The sequence below is a fragment of the Haloarcula sp. JP-Z28 genome (assembly GCF_011440255.1).
GTDB classification, from domain to species: Archaea; Halobacteriota; Halobacteria; order Halobacteriales; family Haloarculaceae; genus Haloarcula; species Haloarcula marismortui.
Genome location: NZ_JAAOHT010000041.1, coordinates 1 through 21178 on the forward strand (window position 1 = coordinate 1; position 21178 = coordinate 21178).

General features: G+C 60.3%; 20 protein-coding genes. 12 read left to right on the forward strand and 8 right to left on the reverse strand.

Annotated features, from left to right (window positions below):
- The 6 genes from G9463_RS14540 to G9463_RS14565 form a co-directional block, all read left to right on the forward strand.
- The coding region (locus G9463_RS14540; protein WP_193569638.1) for a diphthamide synthesis protein at window positions 1-191 on the forward strand (191 nt) is incomplete at its 5' end.
- Between the two features lie 64 nt (window positions 192-255).
- Window positions 256-2187: an ATP-binding protein gene (locus tag G9463_RS14545; RefSeq protein WP_165897097.1), complete on the forward strand. Its 1932-nt coding sequence runs from the start codon at window positions 256-258 to the stop codon at window positions 2185-2187.
- Window positions 2180-2626: a response regulator gene (locus tag G9463_RS14550; RefSeq protein ID WP_004962190.1), complete on the forward strand. Its 447-nt coding sequence runs from the start codon at window positions 2180-2182 to the stop codon at window positions 2624-2626. The genes G9463_RS14545 and G9463_RS14550 overlap by 8 nt, the downstream gene beginning before the upstream one ends.
- A gap of 2 nt (window positions 2627-2628) precedes the next feature.
- On the forward strand, window positions 2629-3702 hold the full coding sequence (locus tag G9463_RS14555; RefSeq protein ID WP_165897098.1) for an ATP-binding protein: 1074 nt from the start codon (window positions 2629-2631) through the stop codon (window positions 3700-3702).
- Window positions 3703-3798: 96 nt separating this feature from the next.
- Window positions 3799-5358 carry an ATP-binding protein gene (locus G9463_RS14560; protein ID WP_165897099.1) on the forward strand — a complete coding sequence of 520 codons (1560 nt, stop codon included), beginning with the start codon at window positions 3799-3801 and terminating at the stop codon, window positions 5356-5358.
- Between the two features lie 50 nt (window positions 5359-5408).
- Entirely contained in the window at window positions 5409-6035 is a 627-nt protein-coding gene (locus G9463_RS14565) for an METTL5 family protein (RefSeq protein ID WP_011223010.1), read from the forward strand.
- Here G9463_RS14565 and G9463_RS14570 read toward each other — a convergent pair.
- Together G9463_RS14570 and G9463_RS14575 are read right to left on the reverse strand one after the other, a co-directional pair.
- A complete protein-coding gene (locus G9463_RS14570) occupies window positions 6032-7690 on the reverse strand; it encodes a rhomboid family intramembrane serine protease (RefSeq protein WP_165897100.1) in 1659 nt (552 codons plus the stop codon). The genes G9463_RS14565 and G9463_RS14570 overlap by 4 nt on opposite strands.
- A gap of 115 nt (window positions 7691-7805) precedes the next feature.
- A complete protein-coding gene (locus G9463_RS14575) occupies window positions 7806-8225 on the reverse strand; it encodes a DoxX family protein (protein ID WP_014040095.1) in 420 nt (139 codons plus the stop codon).
- A 136-nt stretch (window positions 8226-8361) separates the two neighbouring features.
- Here G9463_RS14575 and G9463_RS14580 point away from each other — a divergent pair, with 136 nt between their 5' ends.
- Both G9463_RS14580 and G9463_RS14585 read left to right on the forward strand, forming a co-directional pair.
- Window positions 8362-8712: a helix-turn-helix domain-containing protein gene (locus tag G9463_RS14580; protein WP_165897101.1), complete on the forward strand. Its 351-nt coding sequence runs from the start codon at window positions 8362-8364 to the stop codon at window positions 8710-8712.
- A 46-nt stretch (window positions 8713-8758) separates the two neighbouring features.
- Window positions 8759-9085, forward strand: coding sequence for a hypothetical protein (locus G9463_RS14585; protein ID WP_004962210.1), 327 nt, complete (start codon window positions 8759-8761; stop codon window positions 9083-9085).
- A gap of 48 nt (window positions 9086-9133) precedes the next feature.
- Here G9463_RS14585 and aglJ read toward each other — a convergent pair whose 3' ends face one another.
- A complete protein-coding gene (gene aglJ / locus G9463_RS14590; protein WP_165897102.1) occupies window positions 9134-10180 on the reverse strand; it encodes an S-layer glycoprotein N-glycosyltransferase AglJ in 1047 nt (348 codons plus the stop codon).
- Between the two features lie 249 nt (window positions 10181-10429).
- Here aglJ and G9463_RS14595 point away from each other — a divergent pair, with 249 nt between their 5' ends.
- The gene (locus tag G9463_RS14595) at window positions 10430-11272 is read left to right on the forward strand and encodes a TrmB family transcriptional regulator (RefSeq protein ID WP_165897103.1); all 843 of its coding nucleotides are present in this window, start codon (window positions 10430-10432) and stop codon (window positions 11270-11272) included.
- Between the two features lie 2 nt (window positions 11273-11274).
- On the opposite strand, the gene G9463_RS14600 is transcribed toward G9463_RS14595, so the two are convergent.
- From G9463_RS14600 to G9463_RS14615, 4 genes are read right to left on the reverse strand one after another with little or no spacing between them, the layout of a single operon-like run.
- Window positions 11275-12372, reverse strand: coding sequence for a glycosyltransferase family 4 protein (locus G9463_RS14600; RefSeq protein ID WP_241244073.1), 1098 nt, complete (start codon window positions 12370-12372; stop codon window positions 11275-11277).
- A 42-nt stretch (window positions 12373-12414) separates the two neighbouring features.
- On the reverse strand, window positions 12415-13749 hold the full coding sequence (locus G9463_RS14605) for a sulfatase-like hydrolase/transferase (protein ID WP_165897104.1): 1335 nt from the start codon (window positions 13747-13749) through the stop codon (window positions 12415-12417).
- Between the two features lie 45 nt (window positions 13750-13794).
- Window positions 13795-14763, reverse strand: a complete 969-nt coding sequence (locus G9463_RS14610; protein WP_165897105.1) for an alkaline phosphatase family protein — start codon at window positions 14761-14763, stop codon at window positions 13795-13797.
- 49 nt (window positions 14764-14812) lie between these two features.
- The gene (locus G9463_RS14615) at window positions 14813-15685 is read right to left on the reverse strand and encodes a hypothetical protein (RefSeq protein ID WP_011223018.1); all 873 of its coding nucleotides are present in this window, start codon (window positions 15683-15685) and stop codon (window positions 14813-14815) included.
- A gap of 96 nt (window positions 15686-15781) precedes the next feature.
- Here G9463_RS14615 and G9463_RS14620 point away from each other — a divergent pair, with 96 nt between their 5' ends.
- The 3 genes from G9463_RS14620 to G9463_RS14630 are packed head-to-tail and all read left to right on the forward strand — an operon-like array spanning window position 15782 to window position 19997.
- On the forward strand, window positions 15782-17167 hold the full coding sequence (locus G9463_RS14620) for a sulfatase (RefSeq protein ID WP_127013350.1): 1386 nt from the start codon (window positions 15782-15784) through the stop codon (window positions 17165-17167).
- The gene (locus G9463_RS14625) at window positions 17164-18606 is read left to right on the forward strand and encodes a polysaccharide biosynthesis C-terminal domain-containing protein (protein ID WP_165897106.1); all 1443 of its coding nucleotides are present in this window, start codon (window positions 17164-17166) and stop codon (window positions 18604-18606) included. The genes G9463_RS14620 and G9463_RS14625 overlap by 4 nt, the downstream gene beginning before the upstream one ends.
- 35 nt (window positions 18607-18641) lie before the next feature.
- Complete coding sequence (locus G9463_RS14630) at window positions 18642-19997, forward strand: sulfatase (RefSeq protein ID WP_165897107.1); 1356 nt, start codon at window positions 18642-18644, stop codon at window positions 19995-19997.
- Here the strand turns inward: G9463_RS14630 and G9463_RS14635 are convergent.
- On the reverse strand, window positions 19985-21178 hold the full coding sequence (locus tag G9463_RS14635) for a glycosyltransferase family 4 protein (RefSeq protein WP_165897108.1): 1194 nt from the start codon (window positions 21176-21178) through the stop codon (window positions 19985-19987). The genes G9463_RS14630 and G9463_RS14635 overlap by 13 nt on opposite strands.

Sequence of the window (21178 nt, forward strand, 5' to 3'; positions counted from 1 at the left end):
ACGAGGTGACACCGGACCGGCTGACGAACTTCGGGATGGACGCCTACGTTAACACCGGCTGTCCCCGAATCACCACCGACGACGGCCCGCAGTTCAAGAAGCCGATGCTCACGCCCGGCGAGTACGAAATCGCTATCGGCGAGAAACCACTGGACTCCCTGGAGTTCGACACCTTCCACGGCACCTGGTAGCGCCAGTTTTCACCGGTGATAACAAGGGGCATACTGTCTTGTAGCGCGGGCGCTGATACGGTCCATGGCTTCTACAGAGGACGCTGTTATCTATCAGGACGTTTTTGAGGCGAGTCCGGACCCGATTATGATCCACGACGCCGACACCGGAACCGTCGTCCGGGCCAACCAGGCCGCGGGCGCGCTCCTGGGGTGTACTCCAGACGACATCGTCGGGATGCACGTCGGCGAGTTCAGTCCGCCGGGGTTCTCCACGGCGGACGCAAACGACCTGATAGCCGAGGCAGCCACGTCAGGTTCGGCGCAGGTCGAGTGGGTAACGGAGGGACCCGACGGCACGGACCAACTGGTCGAGGTAACGCTCAAGCGAGCCGCTCTCGGCGACGAGACCCGTGTTGTGGCGTTCATTCACGATGTGACCAGCATCCGCGAGCGGGAACGAAAACACGCAGAACAGAGCGAACAGCTCCACACCCTGATGGGGAATCTCCCTGTCGTGGTGTTTACGCTAGACCCGGACGGCGTGTTCACGTATTCAGCCGGGAAGGGGCTGGAAGGGCTCGGAATGGAACCCGGCGACCTCGAAGGGACATCGGTGTTCGAGACGTACAGCGAGTATCCGGACATCATCACCGCCGTCGAGAAGGCCCTCGACGGAGAGGAAGTCCGCGTGACACAGGAAGTCGACGACCTCGTCTTCGAGACGTGGTATCGACCGGTGTTCGACGACAGCGGACAGCTCAAACAGGTCGTCAGTGTAGCTAGAGATATCACCGCCCTCAAACGCCGCGAGGAGCGCGTCGAGGCGCTCAGCGACGCGACGAACGAACTGCTGTACAGCCGCACAGAGACTGCGGCCGCGGACACAGTCACACAGATTGCACAGCGTATCGTCGACCAGCCGCTCGCCGCGATATGGTCCCACGACAGCGGCGACGACACGCTCTATCCAATCGGCGCGACAGCAAAGGCGACCGACTTCGCCGGCGTGGAAACGGCGGCGGATCTCCCGCCGATGGGGCCAGACAGCGACGAGAACCGTATTTTCCACACCAGCGAGCCGACCGTTATCGAGGATTATCAAAAACTGTCGAACCCGTCAGCGCCGGCGATGCCGATGCGGACGCTCCTGTGTCTCCCGCTCGATGACCAGGGGATGCTGTGTATCGGGTCCGAGACCGTGGCGTCGTTCGACGGCGACGAGCGGTTCCTGCTTGAGATTCTTGCGAGTACGGCGGCTGCCGCGCTGGAGCGAATCGAACGCGAGACGCGGCTCAAGTCCAAACAGGCGGAACTGGAGCGCTCAAACGAGGCGCTCCAGCAGTTTGCTTACATCGCGTCGCATGACCTGCAGGAACCCCTCCGGATGGTGTCGAGCTATGTCGACCTGCTGGACAGCGAATACGGTGACGACCTCGACGACGAGGCTGCCGAGTACATGGCCTTCGCCGTCGACGGGGCCCGCCGAATGCAGGAGATGGTCAATGCTTTGCTCCGGTACTCGCGGGTCGAGACAAACTCGGGTGACTTCGAGGAGACAGACCCGGAGGCGGTTCTCGACCGCACGCTGGACGCCCTGCGGATGCGAATAGAGGAGGTTGACGCGACCATCACAGCGGAGTCACTGCCACCCGTCGAAGCCGACCCCAATCAGGTCGGTCAGGTGTTTCAGAATCTGCTGGACAACGCCATTGAGTACGCCGTGGAAGCCGGCATCGAACCACGTATCGAGGTCAGCGCGGACAGAGATGACGACGATGTTGTGTTCACCGTCTCAGACAACGGGCCGGGGATTCCGGCGGCGGACCACGAGGAGGTGTTCGACATTTTCCATCGCGCTGGAGCACACGACACGGACGGAACCGGCATCGGACTGGCCGTCTGCCAGCGAATCGTCCTGCGCCACGACGGGCGTATCTGGGTCGAACCGTCGGACAACGGCGCGATGTTCAAGTTTACGTTGCCCGCGGTGACGGAGGTGAGCGGCGATGACTGAGTCCAGCGAGGGGCGACCGGTAGAGATTCTACTGGCGGAGGACAATCCCGGCGATGTCAAACTGACCGAGAAAGCGCTGGAGAAGGGGAAGGTGCTGAACAATCTGCACGTGGTCAACGACGGCGTCGAGGCGCTATCGTTCCTCCGGCAAGAAGGTGAGTACGACGACGCACCGCGGCCCGACCTGTTGTTGCTCGACCTCAATATGCCACGTAAAGGGGGACAGGAGGTCCTCGAAGAAATGAAGGATGACGAGTCGCTCCGCCGGATTCCAGTCGTCGTGCTGACCAGTTCCGAGGCGGAGGAGGACATCATCGAATCGTATGACCTCCACGCAAACGCCTACCTGACGAAGCCGGTCGACTTCGACGGCTTCGTCGACATCGTGAGTAGCGTCGAGGAATTCTTCCTTACAGTGGTCAAGCGGCCGCCGAAATAGCCATGACGGAGACGATACAGTTCGACGTGCTCCTCGTCGAGGACAACCCGGGTGACGCCCGCCTCGTCGAGCACCAGCTAAATTCGCCGGCTGTAGCGCATTTTGTCGATGACGTGACGATTTCCCACGTCGAGTCACTGGCACCGGTCGACGAACGGTCGGGGGCAGCCTACGACGTGGTACTGCTTGACCTCGGACTCCCCGAGTCAACAGGGCTCGCGACACTCGACCGGGCAACCGAGACAATAGAGGGGGTGCCGATCATCGTCCTCACCGGAATGCAGGACCGGGAGATGGCGGTCGAAGCGATCAACCGGGGCGCACAGGACTACCTGCCGAAAGCGGATCTGGACGGCGACCGGCTTGTGAGAGCGCTCCGGTACGCAGTCGTCAGGAGCCGTCAGCAGCGTGCCATTCAGCGCCAGACCGACCAGATGGACTTCTTCAACAGCATCCTGCAACACGACATCCTCAATGGGATGAACGTCATCCGGGCGCGGGGCGAATTCCTCGAAGAGACGCTCGACAGCGAGGAACGCGAGTACGCGTCGACAATCGTCCAGTGGAGCGACGACCTCATCGAACTCACCGAGAAGGTCCGGTCAGTGCTTGAGACCGTCACCGATGGCGACGGGCGGGACCAGGAGCACCGGGAACTACAGGCCGTCCTCGCGGACGCAGCGGACCGCGCCCGGTCGGTCAGCGACGACTGTACCGTTACGATCGATCAACAGGCGGTCACTGTCGTTGCCGACGAGTTACTCGATGACGTGTTCGGGAACCTCTTTCTCAACGCGGTCGAACACGGCGGCGACGACGTGACTATCGACGTGACGACGACGGTTGCGGACGGTACCGTGACTGTCTGTCTTGCGGACGACGGAGACGGGATTCCGAGTAGTGACGCTCGCCGCATCTTCGAGCGTGGGGAGAAGGGGTCTGAATCCGGTGGGACTGGCTTTGGCCTCTACTTCGTGGACACAATGGTCCGGAGCTACGGCGGCGACATCTGGGTCGAGGACAGCGACCTCGGCGGCGCAGCCTTCTACGTTGAACTCCCGCACGCAACTCTGTAGGGGTGGCCGATTGTCACATTACCATCGGTCGGCCGCATTTCAGCTTCTGAGAAACGGGTCCGAATCTTCAATTCCGGGGAGGTCGAGTCACCTGCTATGGATGATCCGCTGGACGGGAACGAGGGGAGCGATTCGGACGAGCGGGATCGCTATCTCGCGGCTATGCAGGACCTCACTGCGGCGATGGCGGCCAGCGGAACCACCTTTCAGGAGCGTGTCGAGCCGGTCTTGGCCGTCGGTCGAGAGCATTTGGGGTTCCCGAACGGTCACATTGCAGTTGTCTCCGGCGACGAACACAAAGTCGTCGCCAGTAGTGGTCTGCCATCGACGATTTCACCGGGCGTCGAACGCCCACTCTCCGAGACATACTGCAAGCACACGCTCAACGATTCCGGGATTCACATCATCACTAACGCGAGTGAATCAATGGCGGCCGACCCGGCATACAAGGAGGCCGGACTGGAAGCGTACGTCGGCACGACGCTTCGGGCGGACGGGTCGGAATACGGGACGCTGTGTTTCGTCAACGACGATGAGGCGATTTCAGAGTTCTCGGACTGGCAGGAGACGCTGCTCGAGCATCTAACGCAGTGGGTCGAAGCGGAGATTGAACGCGAAATCGCGGTCGATTCACACAAAGAGAGCCAGCGGCTGTTAGAAGCGACGTTCAACTCACCGGAGACGTTCATCGGTATTCTCGACGCCGATGGGACTCTCATCAGAGTAAACGAAACGGCGCTCGGGTTCATCGACGCTGATGCTGCGGACGTTTGCGGGGAGCCGTTCTGTGAAACGCCCTGGTGGAACCACGACGAGGCGGTCGCGGACCGGTGTCGGGAGGCCATCGAGCGGACGAGAGCGGGTGAGACCGTCAGGTTCGAGGCCGAACACGTCGGCGCAGATGGCCAACGTATCTCAACCTCTGTCGTGGCCCGGCCGGTAACGGCCGACGGCAGTGTTCGAAAGATAATCGTCGAGGGGACGGATATCACAGACCTCAAGCGTCGTGAAGAGCAGATGGAGTTTTTCAACAGTATCCTTAGGCACGACATCCTCAACGGGATGACTGTCATCGAAGCGCGCGCCGAGACGCTTGCAGACACGCTCGACGGCGCACAGTCGAACTATGCAGAGACGATTCTGGACTGGAGTCAGGACATCGTCGACCTCACACAGAAGGTCCGGAGCGTCCTGAACACGATGTCGGACGACGGGCTGACAGAGGCAGAGACAATCGCCCTAGGACCGGTCGTCGAAGGGGCAACGAAAAAAGCGGCCTCGATGGACGAGGACTGCACGCTCAGGACAGACATCCATGACGATATCGAGGTCGTGGCTGACGACCTTCTCGACGATGTCGTCGGAAACATCTTGACAAACGCTGTCGAGCACGGCGGCCCAGGTACCACAATTGAGGTGACGACGGAACGTGTCGGGCCGATGGTTCACCTTCATATCGCTGACGACGGGCCCGGGATACCACCCGCAGAGCGTGATGCAATCTTCGAGAAGGGAGAGCGTGGAACCGAATCGACAGGGACCGGGTTCGGACTCTATTTCGTCTCAGTGATGGTCGATAGCTACGGCGGCAACATTTGGGTTGAAGAAAGCGACCCCGGCGGCAGCGACTTCGTCGTTGCGCTCCCGGTGAGATAACTACTGGGCATTTCCAAACGTTTTTGAATGAATCGGGCGTATCTCGGGTAATGCCGACAAAGAGTGCGCTCGCCCAGCAACTCGCCGTTGTCGCCGGGTTTGACAACCCACGGGCCAGTCTCGAACAGTACCGGACACCGCCGGACCTGGCAGCGCATCTGGTCCATACTGCAGACCTTCAGGGCGATATTCAGGGCCAGACTGTCGTCGATCTGGGCTGTGGCACCGGGATGCTGTCGTTGGGTGCAGCGTTGCGGTCACCGGCGCGGGTTGTCGGGCTGGATATCGACCCTGCGCCGTTGTCGACAGCACGCGAAAACGAACGGAAGGTCGGGTCGACGACGCCAGTGTCGTGGGTTCGAGCAGATGCCACCATGGCCCCGCTGGCACCTCCTGTCGAGGAAACCACTGTCGTCATGAATCCGCCCTTTGGCGCACAGTCGGACAACGAACACGCTGACCGACGGTTTCTCGAAACTGCCGCGTCCATCGCGGGCGTTTCGTACTCGATTCACAACGACGGAAGCCAATCGTTTGTCGAATCCTTCACTGACGACAACGGCGGCGAGGTGACCCACGCTTTCGAGACGGAGTTCGACCTGCCGCGACAGTTCGATTTCCACGAATCGGAGCGACAGGTGATTACCGCGGAAGTGTATCGCATCGACTGGACCTAGCTCTGCGCCGCTTGCTGGCGACGCTCCGCGATCTTGACGCGAGTGCCATCTGTCCCTGCGTACAGCCGTGAGCGGTTCCGCTCGAAGGTCAGCCCGCCGATCCGCGTCTGCGTCATATTCGCCGGAAGCGGTGCCTGCCCGACCGTTTCGTTCCCCTGTGTGACGACCACGTCGAATCCGTTCTGCCGGGCCGCGACTGTCACGTTCCGGCCGTCGAGTATCACGTCCGCCGTCGACGGCTCCGAGGTGTATGCCGTCCGGGGCTGGCCGCCCTCGCGCCTGAGTTGGACCCGGTAGACGCTGGAATTGCCGAGTACCGACCAGTCCACCCGGTTTGCGTACACCGATTCGCGCCAGGTCGGCCCGCCGACTGTGACCCGCTCCTGACCGTCGACGGCGAGCTGGCCCGGCTGGATAGCGGCGATCCAGACCTCCCGTTCTGCACTGGCGACGATGACGCCGCTTGCGTTGACGCTCGGGTCCGCTCGTTGCGTCGGCATCCAGATACCGTCGAAGTACGCGTTAGGCACGTTCTCGTCGTAGGTCACTACGTAGTCTCTGACCTCCATGCCGTCTTCGGGGAGCTGGTCCGCCTGCAGGTCGACGACGTTCGTCGGGACGGCAGCGAGACTCAGTGCGCCGAGGACGACGAGCAGAACCATCACTGCGAGTGACGCCGGGCGGCGGTCGAACGATGGGCGAAAACGCCGGTCAGAACCGATGGTCGCCGCAGCGACGACGAGCGCCAGAACGAACACCAGCGCCGTCCCGGCCCAGCGGAACAGCCGAAACCGGCCGCCGCCGAGCGGGATGTACACCGCCCAGAGCCCCTGTGCGACCGCGAACACGAGCGTCGCAAAGAACACCCGCAGCGTGTCGGGGCGTTCGTCCCGACGCCACAGGAGTGCGAGTGCCACGACGACGCCTGCCAGAATGCCGATGGCGTGCCCCTGAATGGCGATGTTGGACCACCACGGCGTCACAAAGCGGGTCTGACCCGAGGCCGTCGACACCGGGTAGCGGAGCGCCGAATACAGGAGGTCGAGCACGCGGTTTCCGAGAAACGCGCCGAGAAACAGCGTCGGCCGTGTCACGAGCGCGAACCCGGCAATGGCAAACACCACGCCGGAAAAGCCCACAATCGGCCCGATAGCGAACACCGCGGAGAACACGCCCACGACGAACATAGTGACGGGAACGACCAGAATCCGGGCGAGCGGGTTCGTCCGCAGCGACGTGAAGGTCTGGACGCCACGCTTGCGGGGGTAGTGGCCCCAGACGTACTCCGCGACTGTCCCGTACACCAGCGTGCCCATGAGGTTCCCCGTGATGTGCCCCTGACTGCCGTGGGTGAACGCCCCGGTGAGCATCCCGAACGGGTAGAAGTACGACCACGTCCGGAACGGCGTGACAAGCGGGTTCCGCGGGTGCCACCACGCGCCCTGCAGGAACAGATACACCGCCAGGACGCCGGCCATCGTCAGCAGCGTCCCCCACGGAACGCCGAGGAAGAGGCGCACCCGTATGCCGTCGCCAGGTCGCGCGGCCGACAGGCGGCGGACGGCAACGAGGACGGCGAGCACCACAATGAGGACGACCGCTTCCTGCCACGGGAGCCACGCGGGCATGGCCGGCGTCGGCAGCGACTGCATCATTCATGCACAGTTCAGGTACGGGACGGCTTATGGATGGCGGCAGGTGTCACTCTCCAGCAGTGACGAACGGGGAGCGGACCGGAATCAGGCAACCGTGCCAGCCAGATACGTCACCTCAAAACAGGGACATACCGACGCTGTACGGCCACGACGTGCCGGCCACTGCAAGCAGGGACAGCGCGCCGCCGGCGAGGGCGACGTTCTTGAGGAACTGCGTCATCTCGTCCTGTACTTGGTCGTCCGGAACCGCCCAGAAGTTGTGCATCATGACGGCGGAGGCGACGAGGAACGTCGCCAGCGCCCCGGCTGCGATGACGGGGTACGCACCGAGGATAACGAGGATACCGCTGACGAGGAGCAGTCCGCCGCTCCCGTAGACCGACGCCACCGGTGCCGGGAGCCCCTTTGCCTCCGCGTAGGGGGCCATCTGCTCAGCGCTCTGGAAGTGGTTCAGGCCCATGAAGGCGAGGACGCCGCCGAACAGGATTCGTCCCAGCAGGAACAGTTCGCCCGCACCAGCGGACTCGAACGCCATCAGGCGCTCACCGCCGGTACAGGAGTGGTTTCGCTACGAGACTGTCGAACCGCGATTGGTAGTTTCATTACGTTACTTGGTTCGTATGCGAACCTATTTGTACGTTCCCGGACAAGGGAGATACCAGGTAGCACCGATGTCATCTGAAGTATTCACCACCGCGGACGAGGAGGAAGAGAGCGGGCCGTGTGCCGTCATCGAATCGCTAGAACAGATCGGGTCGCGCTGGCGGCTGGTCGTGCTCCACGAACTCCAGAACGGTGAACAGCGGTTCAACGAACTCAAACGCGCCACCGACGCTAGCTCTCGCACCCTCTCGCGGGTCCTCGACGACCTCCAGGAGATGGGCTTCGTCGACCGGCGGCTCGAAGAGGACGCCCCCGTCGCAACGTACTACCAGCTCACGCCCAAGGGCGAATCCCTCTGTCCGGTGTTCGCCGAAATCGAGGGCTGGGCCGAGGAGTGGCTGGCTGGTTGCGAGAATTAGGCCGACAACGCAGACTTTTCTATCCCCCGGCCCCATCACGTTACCAATGGGAGTACGGCCACCAGCCGATAACAGTGACGAGCCAGACGTCATCGAGTTCGGTATCGCGGCACTCGACGCCCGCCTGTCGGACGTGGACATCGAGTATCCCGCGACTGCGAGGGAGGTCCGGGACGCCGCCGGACACGTCGCGGTCCCGTTCGACGCGTCGGGTCACTCGATGACGCTCTCCGAGGCGCTCGACGAGACGACCGCTACGGAGTTCGACAACGAGCAGGAGCTACTCAACGACCTCCATCCGATATTCGAACGAAAACGGGAAGCCACCAGAAACAGTATTCTCTCCCAGCTACGCGCGCTGGTCCCGTTCTAAAGGAAACAGTGAAAGTTCCACGGGTCACCTGACCCGTGGTCGTTTACATTACTCGTCGGACTGGTGCGGAGATACCGCCGGCTCTGTCTCTGTGTCGCTATCTTCGATGCCCTCCGCGCCGCTGACCTGCTGGTCGTCAAACACGTCCGCCGGCTGACTGTGGCTCTCATGTGTGAGCTGGACAGCGATGTCCTCCAGCCGGCGCGTCTGCTCGCGGTTCACCGCCACGAGCATATCCGACAGGACGCCGAACATGAGGAGTTGGATTCCCAGCAGAATAGCAAAGGAGCCCACAACCGCAATCACCTCGTGTGAGATGCTGTTGACAACCCAGTCGTAGGCCACGTACGCGCCAAGCAGAAACCCGACCACAGTGCTCCCGAGACCAACGCTCCCGAAGTAAAACAGCGGATTGTTTGTCTTTGCCATCTGGTACAGCGTCAGGATGATCGTCGCGCCGTCCCGGAACGGGCGAAGGTTCGTGTCGGACTCGTCCGGGCGGGGCTGATAGGTGATCGGCACCACCGCCGTCGAGATGTTGTGTTTGACACACTCGACGGCCATCTCCGTCTCGATACCGAAGCCCGAGGCCGTCAGCGAACTCCGCTGGAAGGACTGACGCGTGAACGCGCGATAGCCCGAGAGAATATCGGTGAGGTCTCGTCCGTGGATCGTTTCGAAGGCACTGTTGATGATACGGTTGCCAACCTGATTCAGTTTCGTCATCGCTCCGGGTCGCATATCCGCAAACCGGTTTCCGATGACGTGGTCGGCCTGGCCCGACAACAGCGGTTCGAGTAGTCTGTCCGCCTCGTCGGGTCGGTAGGTCTCGTCGCCGTCGGCCATCAGGACGTACGGCTGCTCGATGTGGCGCGTCACCGCCTCCCTGACAGCCTGTCCCTTCCCCGAGCCGGACTGTTCGACGACTTGTGCGCCGGCCGATTCGGCGCGGTCCTGTGTCCCGTCAGTCGAGCCGCCGTCAATGACGAGGATGTTGTCGAAGCCCTGCTCACGAAACCCGGACACGACCGACTTGATGGTCTCTGCCTCGTTGAATGTCGGCAACAGTATACAGACGTCGTCTCGGTCGGCCATTGACTCAACGTCATCCACGCGAAGGCAAATAAATGCGGGTCTGACCTCAGTCGTCGCGCTGCTCGCTCATGTGTTCCCAGACCTCCGCGCAGCCACAGCCGTCTTCGATATCTGCCAGGTGCTCGTCTTCCTCGGTCTGGGATGTCGCAGTCATGTTACTCACTCTGCGAGTAACTACTCGCCGCCACCCACTAATAGATTTGGGCGCCGGGCGACGCGTTTTACATCCCGTGCCACACATGGGCGTGTATGAGCGACCCTGCGGACGTGTTCGACCTGGTTGGGCTGACCGAATACGAGGCGACGGCGCTGGAACAGTTGCTCTCGCTGGGCCGAACGACAGCCCCGAATCTCGCGGAAGCCAGCGGCATCCCCAAGGCCCGCGTCTACGGCGTGCTGGAGTCGCTGTCCGACCGCGGCTTCATCAAGGTGATACCCGGCCGCCCCAAGGAGTACCAGCCGAAATCTCCCAGCGACATCCTCGACCGGGCCGTCGAAAACCGCAGGCAGTCATACGAATCGTTCGCCGCGAACATGGACTCCTACCGCGACGCCTTCCTCGCCGAGTACGAGCCGCGGTTCGAACGCGCTAACGAGGACATCTCACCGACGGCCGAACTGTTCCACGTCGTCGACGTCGGCGAACCGAGCGAACGCGAGACCAGACGGCTGTACGACGACGCCGATGAAACGCTTCGGGTTATTACCAATAGCTTCGCCTACCTCGACAACGTCGAGCGCGCACTGGCGGAGACACTCGACCGCGGGGTCGAAGTTTACGTTCTCTTCTTGCACCCCGATGCACTCCCACCGGAGAAAGCTGCTGTTCAGGCTGACATCGTTGACCGCCTGACGGCGGAATATCCCGCCATCGACCTGCAGTTCAGCACAGAGAAGCTCCCCTGGCGCGGCACGCTCGTCGACCCAAGTATGGATTACGACAGCGGCGAGGCGATTCTGCTGGTCGAGGAGCCGGACGTTCCCAACCATATGCGCCAGGCCGCAATTACGGACAACGGGTCGTTCGTCGCTGGGATGAAACGCTACTTCGATCTAGTCTGGGAGTATGAGAGTGTCCAGCGGTCGAACTGAAATTACCCAACAATATCGTCGTACAGTGCGCTGTACTGCTGTGCGACGGTCCTGATCGTGTATTTTTTTTCAACTAAGTTCCGTCCTGTCTGTGCCAGCGCCTCCCGACGTGATTCGTCCGACAACAGCACCTCCAGACAGCCGGTGAGGCCGTCGACGTTGTCGACCTCATGATACAGCGTGGCGCCGTCGTACAGTTCTCTGAACGTCTCAATATTCGATAGCACCGTCGCGGTCTCCGCGGCCAGTGCCTCAGCGACAGCTGAGCAAAACCCCTCCCAGCGGGACGGCATTGCGAAGGCATCAACGGCCTTCGCCATAGCGTAGACGGCCCGGCGCTCGACCAGACCAGCAAAATAAACCCGCGATGTAATGCCAAGTGTCTCGGCAAGCGATTCAAGCCGTGGTCGTTCGGGTCCGTCGCCACAGATAACGAGTTCGACCGGTCGGTCGGTTCGCCTGTTCAGTTGGGCGACGGCCCGAATCAACGTGTCCTGTGCCTTTTGTTCATAAAGCATGGCCGCGTTGCCGACGAGGAAAGCGTTGTCTGAGGGGGTGATGTCATCTGGTAGCGCAGGTGCAGTCTCGTCGATTCGGTCCATATGGACTCCGTTTGGGATTCGTCGAACTCTTCGTTTGGGTAGTATCGCTCGCTCCCAGAGAGTGAATGACTGATAGACGCTGTCGGAGATACAGACTACACGACTGGCAAGCGGGTTGGTGACGCCATTGGCTATCCGACCCTTTCTGGTGAACCCGTCGCGGGTGTTCCCCTCGCGAGAGACGACCGGTACGTCGACGCGTCGCGCAATGACCTTCGCGAATGCCCCAGAGTGGTTGTGGTGGGCTTGGATAAGGTCGTACTCCGAGAGGATGTCGGTAGCACGGCGGTACGTCGCCGGATCGATACCGAGCGCTGAATCCGGCGCGTCAAGGGACCGAACGTCCAGTAGCTCCTCGCCAGCAAACGGTCCTGAATCGAACCAGGTCAGGATGTCGACGGTATGATCGGTGTGCCGTGTTACCGCCGTCGCAATCTCCGCCGGGATGCTCCCTTCCCCGACCGCGTTCACGACGAAACAGATGTCCAACGAAACCACGATGGTCCATCTTCGCTGAGACCGGACAAAACGGTTGTGACCTCAGGCGTAGCCCAGATCTTCGAGGCGCTCCATCACTGGGTCCGAGACATCGATGTCGTCGGCATCCTCCAGATATTCGAGATCATCGACTAGTTCGTCCATCCGGTTACGGGGAGCTTCAAGCAAGGCTGTCCCGGATTCGACGAAACTCCCGTCGAAGTCCTCATACCCGTAATAGTTCTCGGCCGCAGCGATGCCATACAGCTCCCGGTCATACGTCGAGAACTCGTCGGCTTTCCCGGCGGCCTCTAGCTTTTGTTCACGCCACATGTTTAGACCAAGATACTCAGTCAGCTGCGGTTCGTGATCTACCGGTGACCGGAGGTCTCGGCCACGACCCTCGTACCTGTCGTCCTCAACGCCAACCATCCCCAGTATCGTTCGGTGAACATCAATCAGGCTGACAATCTCCTCACGTGTCTCCCCATCGTCCATCCCCCATATTGACAGTGGAACATGGGTCAGCTCCTGATATAGGCCCAGCCCGTGGCCCCATATCCCGTTTTCACCGAGGTTCTCTCCGTGGTCGGCCAGTGTGATCACATAGTCAAACTCATCACGGAGTTCCGAAAATATAGCCTCGTACTTCTCGGAGAGATACCGTACCGAGTCGTCGTAGGCCTGTCTGATGGTTTCAGCGTATGTTTCGTCGATTGGTTCCTCTTGGACAGACTCGGCAAAGCCAGGCATCTCATCGAACTCCACTGTTCGGTACTCCTCGGGTGGCCTGTACGGTCCATGAGCTTCCATTAGATTCATAAAAAGGAAGACATCGTCTGCGAAGTCTGTCCCTCGAACATATGAAAGCCCCTCCTGTGCTCCGGAGTCGGACACCGTATGGGTCCGGTATTTGATTTCTAGCCCGTGTTTAAGACTGGGGATTGTGTCACAGTCGCCCGAAAGACACGACCACAGCGCCTTCAAATAGCGCTTTGGGCCCTCATCGCGGTGTTCCCGAATGAACGCGTTCCACTCGAAGATGTTGTCGGTCGCATTGGCGTGTTTGGAGTTCCAAGAGCCGCTGTAGCTGTCGAATCCCCAGTCCCAGCCAAACTGCCGTGAAATCTGGACGTTCGCACTGAAGGCGTGGGTTTCCAGTCCCTCGCCCTGAAGTCGGCGGGCAAGCGGGGGACTGGGCGCGGTGAACTGGTGGGAATTGGCGTTTGTTCCCGTTTCACTCGGGTAAAGGCCAGTGAACAACGAGGCGTGTGATGGGACGGTGTAATGACTCGGTGCATAGGCGTTCTCGAAGTTGGTTCCCGGAAGCCACTGGAAGTGTTTGTCGAAGGCGTCTTTCCGGAGCGTATCCAGCACAATCAGGGCGACGCTGGTCATATCTAATCGGAATCACGTCGTCGGTATAAATCTCACTACGATAGATTACATGTACCCGAGGTCTTCGAGTTGTGATGTCACTGTGTCGTTCCCCTTTATGCTGAGAGAATCGCTACTTGGGCCGCTGTGATCTCGGTGACGAAGTTCCGCCTCAATTGCTCCTCGAACATCGAGAACGCTATCTATCCCCTCAACGAGACGCGGTGACGTGCCTGCCACCATCGCCTCGTGGGTGTGGACACCGTTCTGAAGCCCATGATCGCTCACGAGGAGGAGCTCATCGTCCTCGCGTAAGTCGCTGGCCACCTCGCCGACAAAATCATCGAGTTCACTGTAGGCCTGCATCTGGAGGTTAGGCTGGTCGTAGGTAACGTGTCCGATAAGATCAAGTCCGCTCGTGTAAGCGAATATGAGGCTCTCTCGACCACCTCGGAGTGCTCTTCGTGCTCGGGCGATCCGAACCATCGACATCTCCAGACATTGTTCATAAAACGCTGCCGGGTCGGATGATGTATGGCCACCCTGAGCGCTTCCGTCACGTTCGAACAGGTCTCCGAGGTTCCGCCGAAGGCTGTGTTCTCGGTCCTCATTTTCGGGATCGACGACGTAATTCGGGATGCCAATGGTCGCCGCTTCACGCCCGTCGAATACCGTCGAGATCCCTTCTTTTTCGTAGTAGGTCGATGGAACACGAAACGCGTCTTCACCGGTATTGTTGAGCAGCCACGCACCAATGCTGGTTTGAATCCCGTCAGGCAGCAGATAGCTCGCGGCCGCACTCCCGTACCGTAGCAAGGGATTCTCCCATGCGACACCGTCTTCCAGTTTGAGCCCGTGTTCTTTGGGAGCAAGCCCAGTGATAATCGTTGGCCACAGTTCGTGGGTACTCGGCTTCCCCTCAACACTGTTTATTGTCTCTATGGACTGATAGGTATCGAGCGTGAGGTTTGGATGGTTCGCAGGGTCTACCAACTCCGGGTCCAGCGCGTCGATACCAAGAACGACCAGCACCATGATTGTCTCAACTCGGCTACGTGCCCATTTAACACTTTATTTACTCTGGCTATTCAGCATACCCCAAGGCCTCCAAGCGGTCTTTGACCGTCCCGTTGTCTACCGACTCAGGCTGAGAGGGTCCAAACTCGACCCATGGGACAGCCGTCAATGGTCTGATTCCCACCTTGCAAGGGTGTTCGTACATTGTGGCCTCTGTGAGTCGTCCAAACACTTCACCGTGGTCGGCAGTGACAACGACACTGTGACCGTCTGCGACCCACGACTCGATGGCTGGAAGCAACGTCCGCCAGATGCTCCGAACTGATGCGCGGTAGGCATTGTAGGCTCTTTCAACATCGATCTTTCCGCGGGCCATCGCAACTTGCATTCCAGCTATCTCCTCGTCACCATCCGTCCACGGACCGAGGTCGGGGTATGCGAGTTCCCAATTATCTTCGATCCGGGCGACGTAGGGCCAGTGAGGTTGCTGGAGGTGCGCGATGACAGGTGGTCCGTCCCCGCTGACGTGTTCGGTAACTCTATCGAGAACTGGTTCAGGCAGCACGGTCTGGCGGCGCTCATCCCAGTGGCTCTGCCAGAAGTGTTCGAGTGAGTCAGCCTCAAATTCGAACTTTTTGTACTGCGGATTAGCAGTCAAAACTGTCTTGTCAGCAAACAGGTTCCGATCTCTAGCAGCTGCGAGCCAGTCTGGGGTACAGCTGGCTGGTGTGGTGACTTCTTGGACAGGCCAATCGACGGCGTCCCGACAGGTGTCAAGCCGACAGGCGTCAAGAATGATCAAGATGTCCCAGTCGTCCTCAGCGATTCGCTGGTGCTGATCAGCGCCGACCGTCGAGGTGGCATGCTGGAGCAACCATTTCCTGAGCCGGTATGAAAGCTGCTCGCTCGCGCTGGTTTCTGCCGTCGGGCTCTCTGGCATATATTCGGCTCTCTCACAATGCGTGATAAATCGTCCTTCTCCGGCTGGAACCGGAATATAAATTACCGGAGGAGAAATCAACAAATAGTACACTACATGTCGACGCCGAATATCGTCTGGATAACTCTCGACAGCCTCCGATCAGATCACACGACAATCGGGGGATACGAGCGCGACACGACCCCGGAGATGGCCGACATAGCTGATTCTGGCCACGGGTTCGATACGTGCATCGCCCACGGTAAATCCACACTACCCTCCACTGGCGCAATCTTAACTGGCTACGCTCCGACCCACACGAATATCGGCATCGAAGGGAACGCAGTTCCAGACGGTATTACTACAGTCGCGGAGCGCTTCCGCGACGCTGGCTACCGGACGGCCTGCCTGTCGCGCAACTCCTATCTGAGCTCGGCGACCAATCTGGACCGCGGCTTCGATCGGTTTCAGTGGCTCGCGTCCTCTACAATTCATCAGGTCGGTGCAAAGACCCTTGCTTCATATCTCTGGAACATTCGGAGCCACTCTGCCGGGCTGACGACGGACACGTCGAAACACGCGTCGCCACTGCTGATGAACGGCGTCGCAAAGCAATGGCTGAGAGACTTCGAATCCGAGTCCAAGCCCTTCTTTTTTTATCTTCATTATAATGAACCCCATCGGCCCTATTATCCACCGGGAAAATATCTCAATACCTTCGCTGATGATCTTGAAATGTCCGGACGTGAGGCCGCCGAACTTGCGCTCGATATCCACTATGATCTCGACGAAATTGTCGCAAACGGCTGCGAGTTGACCGACGATGAGTGGGCCGCTCTGCGTGCGATGTACGACTCTGAGATTGCCTACACGGATGAGATGGTTGGTCAACTCGTCTCGAAGTTGCAGTCGCTCAATCTCGGCAACACCATCGTTGTGATTACGGGCGACCATGGCGAACTGTTCGGCGAGTGGGACTTGCTTTCGCACAGTTACGTCCTGAACGATGCCGTTACTCGCGTTCCGCTCGTTATCGACGGACTCAACGATCCGTTAGCCGTCGACGACGATGATATCATCCAGCATAGCGACGTAATGCGGACGCTACTCGAAGTCGCCGGCGTGGACGGTTCGGATACCATCGGGGTCGACCTCCGTGAAGAGAGTCGTGAGTTCGCCGTTTCCCAGCGGGGCCCGAACACATACGAAGAACTGCTCACACACAACGCTGACTTTGATTATTCGGCGCTCCATACCGAGACGCTGAGCGCACTCCGGACAGAGGAGTGGCGCTATCAGGAGAGCGCGGAGGGTGCAGAGCTGTTCGACTTGGCCGACGAGGAAACCGATGTGCGCGAGACACACCCTGAGGTGGCCGAGTCACTACAGTCCGATTTAGCAGACTGGATCGGGGCGAACGGCCAGCCGGTATCGAGGGGACAGCAAGAGGAGTTCTCCGGCGCGGTTCAGCGCCAGCTCCGGGACCTAGGATACATGGAATGAAGCTTGGGAAAACCGCCTTCTCGCACTTTGTCTCACAGGTCGTCGTCACGCTGGCTGGCTTCGCTGCAACATGGCTCATCGCTGTCGTTCTGGGTGCAGACGGTCTTGGACGGTATTCTGTTATCGTCTCGCTGGGCTTCTTTTGGCTGGTGATTCCGGGTAACGCTGTTGCGAACGCGATAAAAAAGCGGATTAGCGAGGGTGACAGCCCCGCCGGTTTCATCGGTGGCGGTATCCTGCTCAACGCGGTTACGACCGCTGTGCTCGGCGTCCTCATCTTGGCGGCCGGCGAACTCCTTGGTGGGATTGTCTCCCGTAACCGCGAGCTCATGCGGGTCCTCATCGATTACGACGTGGAGATCGTGGTGATGTTGGCCGCGGCAGTAGCATACCGGACGACACAGGGAAGCTTGCAGGGACAGAAACGAGTTGCCACGACGGGTTGGCTCAAGGCCGGCGAGCGCGTGACGCGGACCGCTCTACAGGTCGGGGCGCTTCTGGCGGCGATGGGCGTTGCCGGTATCGCGCTGGGCCACGCCTCATCCCTAGCCATTGCTGCTGGGGTCGCTTTCCTGCTGAGCGAACGGCGGCCGGCGCTGCCCACCGTCGACCAACTCCGGAGCCTCGTCGACTACGCCAAGTACGCGTGGATGGGAGCGCTCCGAGGCCGGGTCTTCGGCTGGCTCGACACCATCTTTCTCTCGTTTTTTGTCAGTGCATCTCTCATCGGTATCTACGAGGCGGCGTGGGGCATCGCATCGATGCTCGCGATCGCGAGTGCTTCCATCAGCCAGACTCTTTTTCCTGAGGTCAGCGACCTGAGTACGGCGGACGGCTACGACCGTATTGTTCACTACCTCGACGAGGCGCTGGCGTTCAGCAGTATCCTCGTCATTCCGGGACTCGTCGGCGCGGCCGTCATCGGCGACCGGGTCCTTCGGTTCTACCGCCCGGAGTTTGACCAAGGTGCGACAGTATTACTCATCCTCATTGCGGCCTATCTTGCCGACGCGTTCGCATCCCAGTTTACAAACGTCATCAACGGGGTCGACAGGCCCGACGCAGCATTCCGTGTCAACATGGTTTTTATTGTCTCTAACGCGATCTTGAATGCAGTTCTCATCTGGCAACTCAGCTGGACAGGTGCGGCCATCGCCACCGCGCTGTCGTCACTACTTCGGGCGCTGATCGGGTACTGGGTCCTCGGGAACATCGTCGGATCCATCCGCATTCCGTACCAGACACTCGGCACCCAGGTCGCCGCTGCCACGGTGATGGCCGCTGCAGTCTCCCCTGTCGCCATGCTGATGCCTCCGGGTCGGTTGGGGACGCTGCTGCTCGCTGGCTTCGGCGGGGTCGTCTACGCTGTCGTCCTTGTAATCATTTCAGCGCGGGTCCGTGCGAAGGCCCGATTGGTTATGCCGGAAACGACACTATAGCAATCCTTAATTGTGCCACTGGCGGACGCAGTAGCATGAACAACGTCCTCCTCGTTACTATCGATTCGCTACGAGCGGACCACGTGGGGTACCACGGATACGAGCGAAATACTACGCCACAGATTGACGCTTACGCGGAAGAAAGCAGCACGTTTCTGAACGCCTTCTCTCATGTCGGTGGCACCCGCTTTTCATTTCCCGGCATCCTCTCGGGCGTGACGCCGATGATGTACGGCGGTCACGAACGGATTTCCGAGGAACAGACACTCATCTCGGAGGTATTCAACGACGCCGGCTACCGCACCGGCGGGTTTCACTCGAATCTCTACGTCTCTGGGAAGTTCGGCTACGACCGGGGGTGGGACGAGTTCTACGACTCGGCGCCCGATGAGTCGGCGACCTCGAAGCTCCGTAAGTGGGCCAAGACGAACCTCGATGGCACACTGCTCTCCCTCCTGCGGCGGGGCTACGACTTCCTTGAGTCTTCACAGGGTATCAATGTCGGGTCCTATCACGTCCCGGCCGACGAAATCACAGACCGAGCGATCCAGTTCATCGAGGAGAGCGACGATGAGACGCCGACGTTCGTTTGGGCACACTACATGGACGTCCACCATCCGTTCCTCCCACCCGAGGAATACCAGCGGAAGTTCCGGGATGAGCCAGTGTCCGACGACGAATCGATCCAACTTCGTCGCAAGTATATCGAGGAGCCCGAGGCAGTGACTCCGGAAGAGCACCAGACGTTCATCGACCTCTACGATGCGGAGATACGGTTCAACGACGCGGAGGTCGGTCGTCTCATGGACGCCGTCAAGTCAACGTGGGGAGACGACTACGTGATGGCGCTGACCGCGGACCACGGCGACCACTTCCTCGAACACGGTTACTTCGGCGGCGCCCGCCTCCTTGATGTGAAAAACCACGTCCCGCTCTTGATTAACGGCTGGGACGATACGGGAAGCTACAACGAGCTAGTCGGGCTGACCGACCTGCCCTGCACGCTCGTCGACACCGCCGGGCTCGATATTCCAAACAACTGGTTTGGACAGAGCCTCCGGCGACTCGCCTTCGACGGGGAGTGGGACCGCAACGAGATTCTGGGCGGCTACCGCGATAGCGACGGTTACGAACACCTCCGCATACGAGAGCCCGAGTGGAAGCTCATTGCCCACGAGGACGACGAGGATGACGAGCTATACGACCTGACAGCGGATCCTGAAGAGCAGGTGAACGTCATCGAGGATCATCCATCTCGGGAACGGCGGCTGCGCAAACAGCTCGATGACCACCGGCAACTCGTTCGAGCAACGGAGGCTGACGATGTCGAGCGCCCGGATATGGATGAGGATGTCAAGGAACGGCTCCGACGGCTGGGTTACGACGAGTAGCCGGCGACGGAACGAAGAATACCGCGGTATCGCTCACAGGCCGCGTCGAAACTGTACTCGCGTTCGATCAGGGTGCGTCCGTTCTCGCTGATTGCTGCCAGATCGTTCCTGTCGAGAATCCGCTCGATACCCGCCGCCAGTGCCGTGGATTCGCGCGAATCGATGGTGAAACCGGTCTCCTCGTCCCTGACCACGTCCGGGACACCTGAGACCGGACTGGCATATACTGGCGTTCCGCAAGCCAGCGCCTCCAGAATAGTCGTCGGGAGCCCTTCGGTCGGCTGGGAGGGCAGTATCAGGAGTTCGAGGTCATTCAGGGCGTGTGGGACCTTATCGTGGTCTACCCAGCCGGTCAGTTCCACGTGACCGGCCTCGATATCTGCGGCGAGGTCTTCTTCCAGCCACTCTCGGAGGTCGCCGTCCCCAACGAACCGGAAGGTGATGTCGTCGGGGAGTTGTGTGGCAACTGCAGCCAGTTCCCGGACACCTTTTTCTTCGTCGAGCCGTCCGAGGAACCCGACGACGCGGTCGCGGTCAGCGTAGGGTCGCTGGACGCAGAATTCGTTCGTCCGGACGTAGCGCGCCCCTGTCGGATACACGCTCGGAGATTCCGGATGCAGGTCCAGTTGGCGAGCCATCTCGGGCGTGTAGGTGATGACGCCGTGTGCCACGGCGAAGCCGGCTCGTTCGAGTGCACGGACGGCCCCAGCAAGGACAGCCGCCACTTGATCAGGCAACTGCTGTTCCCAGTTCAACCGGAGCGTCAGCGGCACGTCGCCGCGGGGTTCGATGAGGACGGTCTTCCCCAGCAACCGAGTCACGACAATGGGTAGTAAGTACGACGTTGCGCCGAAAAACAGGACCACGTCCTCGTCCCGGCCAGCGATGATGCGACACATCCGGAGCTGGTTCAGCAGAAACCGGAACGCGGCGATGACAACGGAGTCACCCGCACCTTTCTGCGTGAGTTCGACGAGTTCGTGCCGGTCGCGGATGTCGGAATCAGCTGGCAGATCAGCTGTCACGAGCGCAACCGATGTGATCGCAGAGAGGATATCCAGCAGGCTCCGCGTGGCGTTCTCGCCGGCCGCGGCAAGCGGATGCGTGACGACACAGACGTTCGGCAGGTCCGCTTCCTGTGTTTCCGTTTCACGCTCTTGATGACGTGTTGGTTCCGTCAT

What these genes read in the sequence shown, in the direction of transcription:
- G9463_RS14545 (WP_165897097.1), top strand. Translation starts at nt 256, where the DNA reads ATGGCTTCTACAGAGGACGCTGTTATCTATCAGGACGTTTTTGAGGCG.
- G9463_RS14550 (WP_004962190.1), top strand. Translation starts at nt 2,180, where the DNA reads ATGACTGAGTCCAGCGAGGGGCGACCGGTAGAGATTCTACTGGCGGAG.
- G9463_RS14555 (WP_165897098.1), top strand. Translation starts at nt 2,629, where the DNA reads ATGACGGAGACGATACAGTTCGACGTGCTCCTCGTCGAGGACAACCCG.
- G9463_RS14560 (WP_165897099.1), top strand. Translation starts at nt 3,799, where the DNA reads ATGGATGATCCGCTGGACGGGAACGAGGGGAGCGATTCGGACGAGCGG.
- G9463_RS14565 (WP_011223010.1), top strand. Translation starts at nt 5,409, where the DNA reads ATGCCGACAAAGAGTGCGCTCGCCCAGCAACTCGCCGTTGTCGCCGGG.
- G9463_RS14570 (WP_165897100.1), bottom strand. Translation starts at nt 7,690, where the DNA reads ATGATGCAGTCGCTGCCGACGCCGGCCATGCCCGCGTGGCTCCCGTGG.
- G9463_RS14575 (WP_014040095.1), bottom strand. Translation starts at nt 8,225, where the DNA reads ATGGCGTTCGAGTCCGCTGGTGCGGGCGAACTGTTCCTGCTGGGACGA.
- G9463_RS14580 (WP_165897101.1), top strand. Translation starts at nt 8,362, where the DNA reads ATGTCATCTGAAGTATTCACCACCGCGGACGAGGAGGAAGAGAGCGGG.
- G9463_RS14585 (WP_004962210.1), top strand. Translation starts at nt 8,759, where the DNA reads ATGGGAGTACGGCCACCAGCCGATAACAGTGACGAGCCAGACGTCATC.
- aglJ (WP_165897102.1), bottom strand. Translation starts at nt 10,180, where the DNA reads ATGGCCGACCGAGACGACGTCTGTATACTGTTGCCGACATTCAACGAG.
- G9463_RS14595 (WP_165897103.1), top strand. Translation starts at nt 10,430, where the DNA reads ATGAGCGACCCTGCGGACGTGTTCGACCTGGTTGGGCTGACCGAATAC.
- G9463_RS14605 (WP_165897104.1), bottom strand. Translation starts at nt 13,749, where the DNA reads ATGACCAGCGTCGCCCTGATTGTGCTGGATACGCTCCGGAAAGACGCC.
- G9463_RS14610 (WP_165897105.1), bottom strand. Translation starts at nt 14,763, where the DNA reads ATGGTGCTGGTCGTTCTTGGTATCGACGCGCTGGACCCGGAGTTGGTA.
- G9463_RS14615 (WP_011223018.1), bottom strand. Translation starts at nt 15,685, where the DNA reads ATGCCAGAGAGCCCGACGGCAGAAACCAGCGCGAGCGAGCAGCTTTCA.
- G9463_RS14620 (WP_127013350.1), top strand. Translation starts at nt 15,782, where the DNA reads ATGTCGACGCCGAATATCGTCTGGATAACTCTCGACAGCCTCCGATCA.
- G9463_RS14625 (WP_165897106.1), top strand. Translation starts at nt 17,164, where the DNA reads ATGAAGCTTGGGAAAACCGCCTTCTCGCACTTTGTCTCACAGGTCGTC.
- G9463_RS14630 (WP_165897107.1), top strand. Translation starts at nt 18,642, where the DNA reads ATGAACAACGTCCTCCTCGTTACTATCGATTCGCTACGAGCGGACCAC.
- G9463_RS14635 (WP_165897108.1), bottom strand. Translation starts at nt 21,178, where the DNA reads ATGACGGAACCAACACGTCATCAAGAGCGTGAAACGGAAACACAGGAA.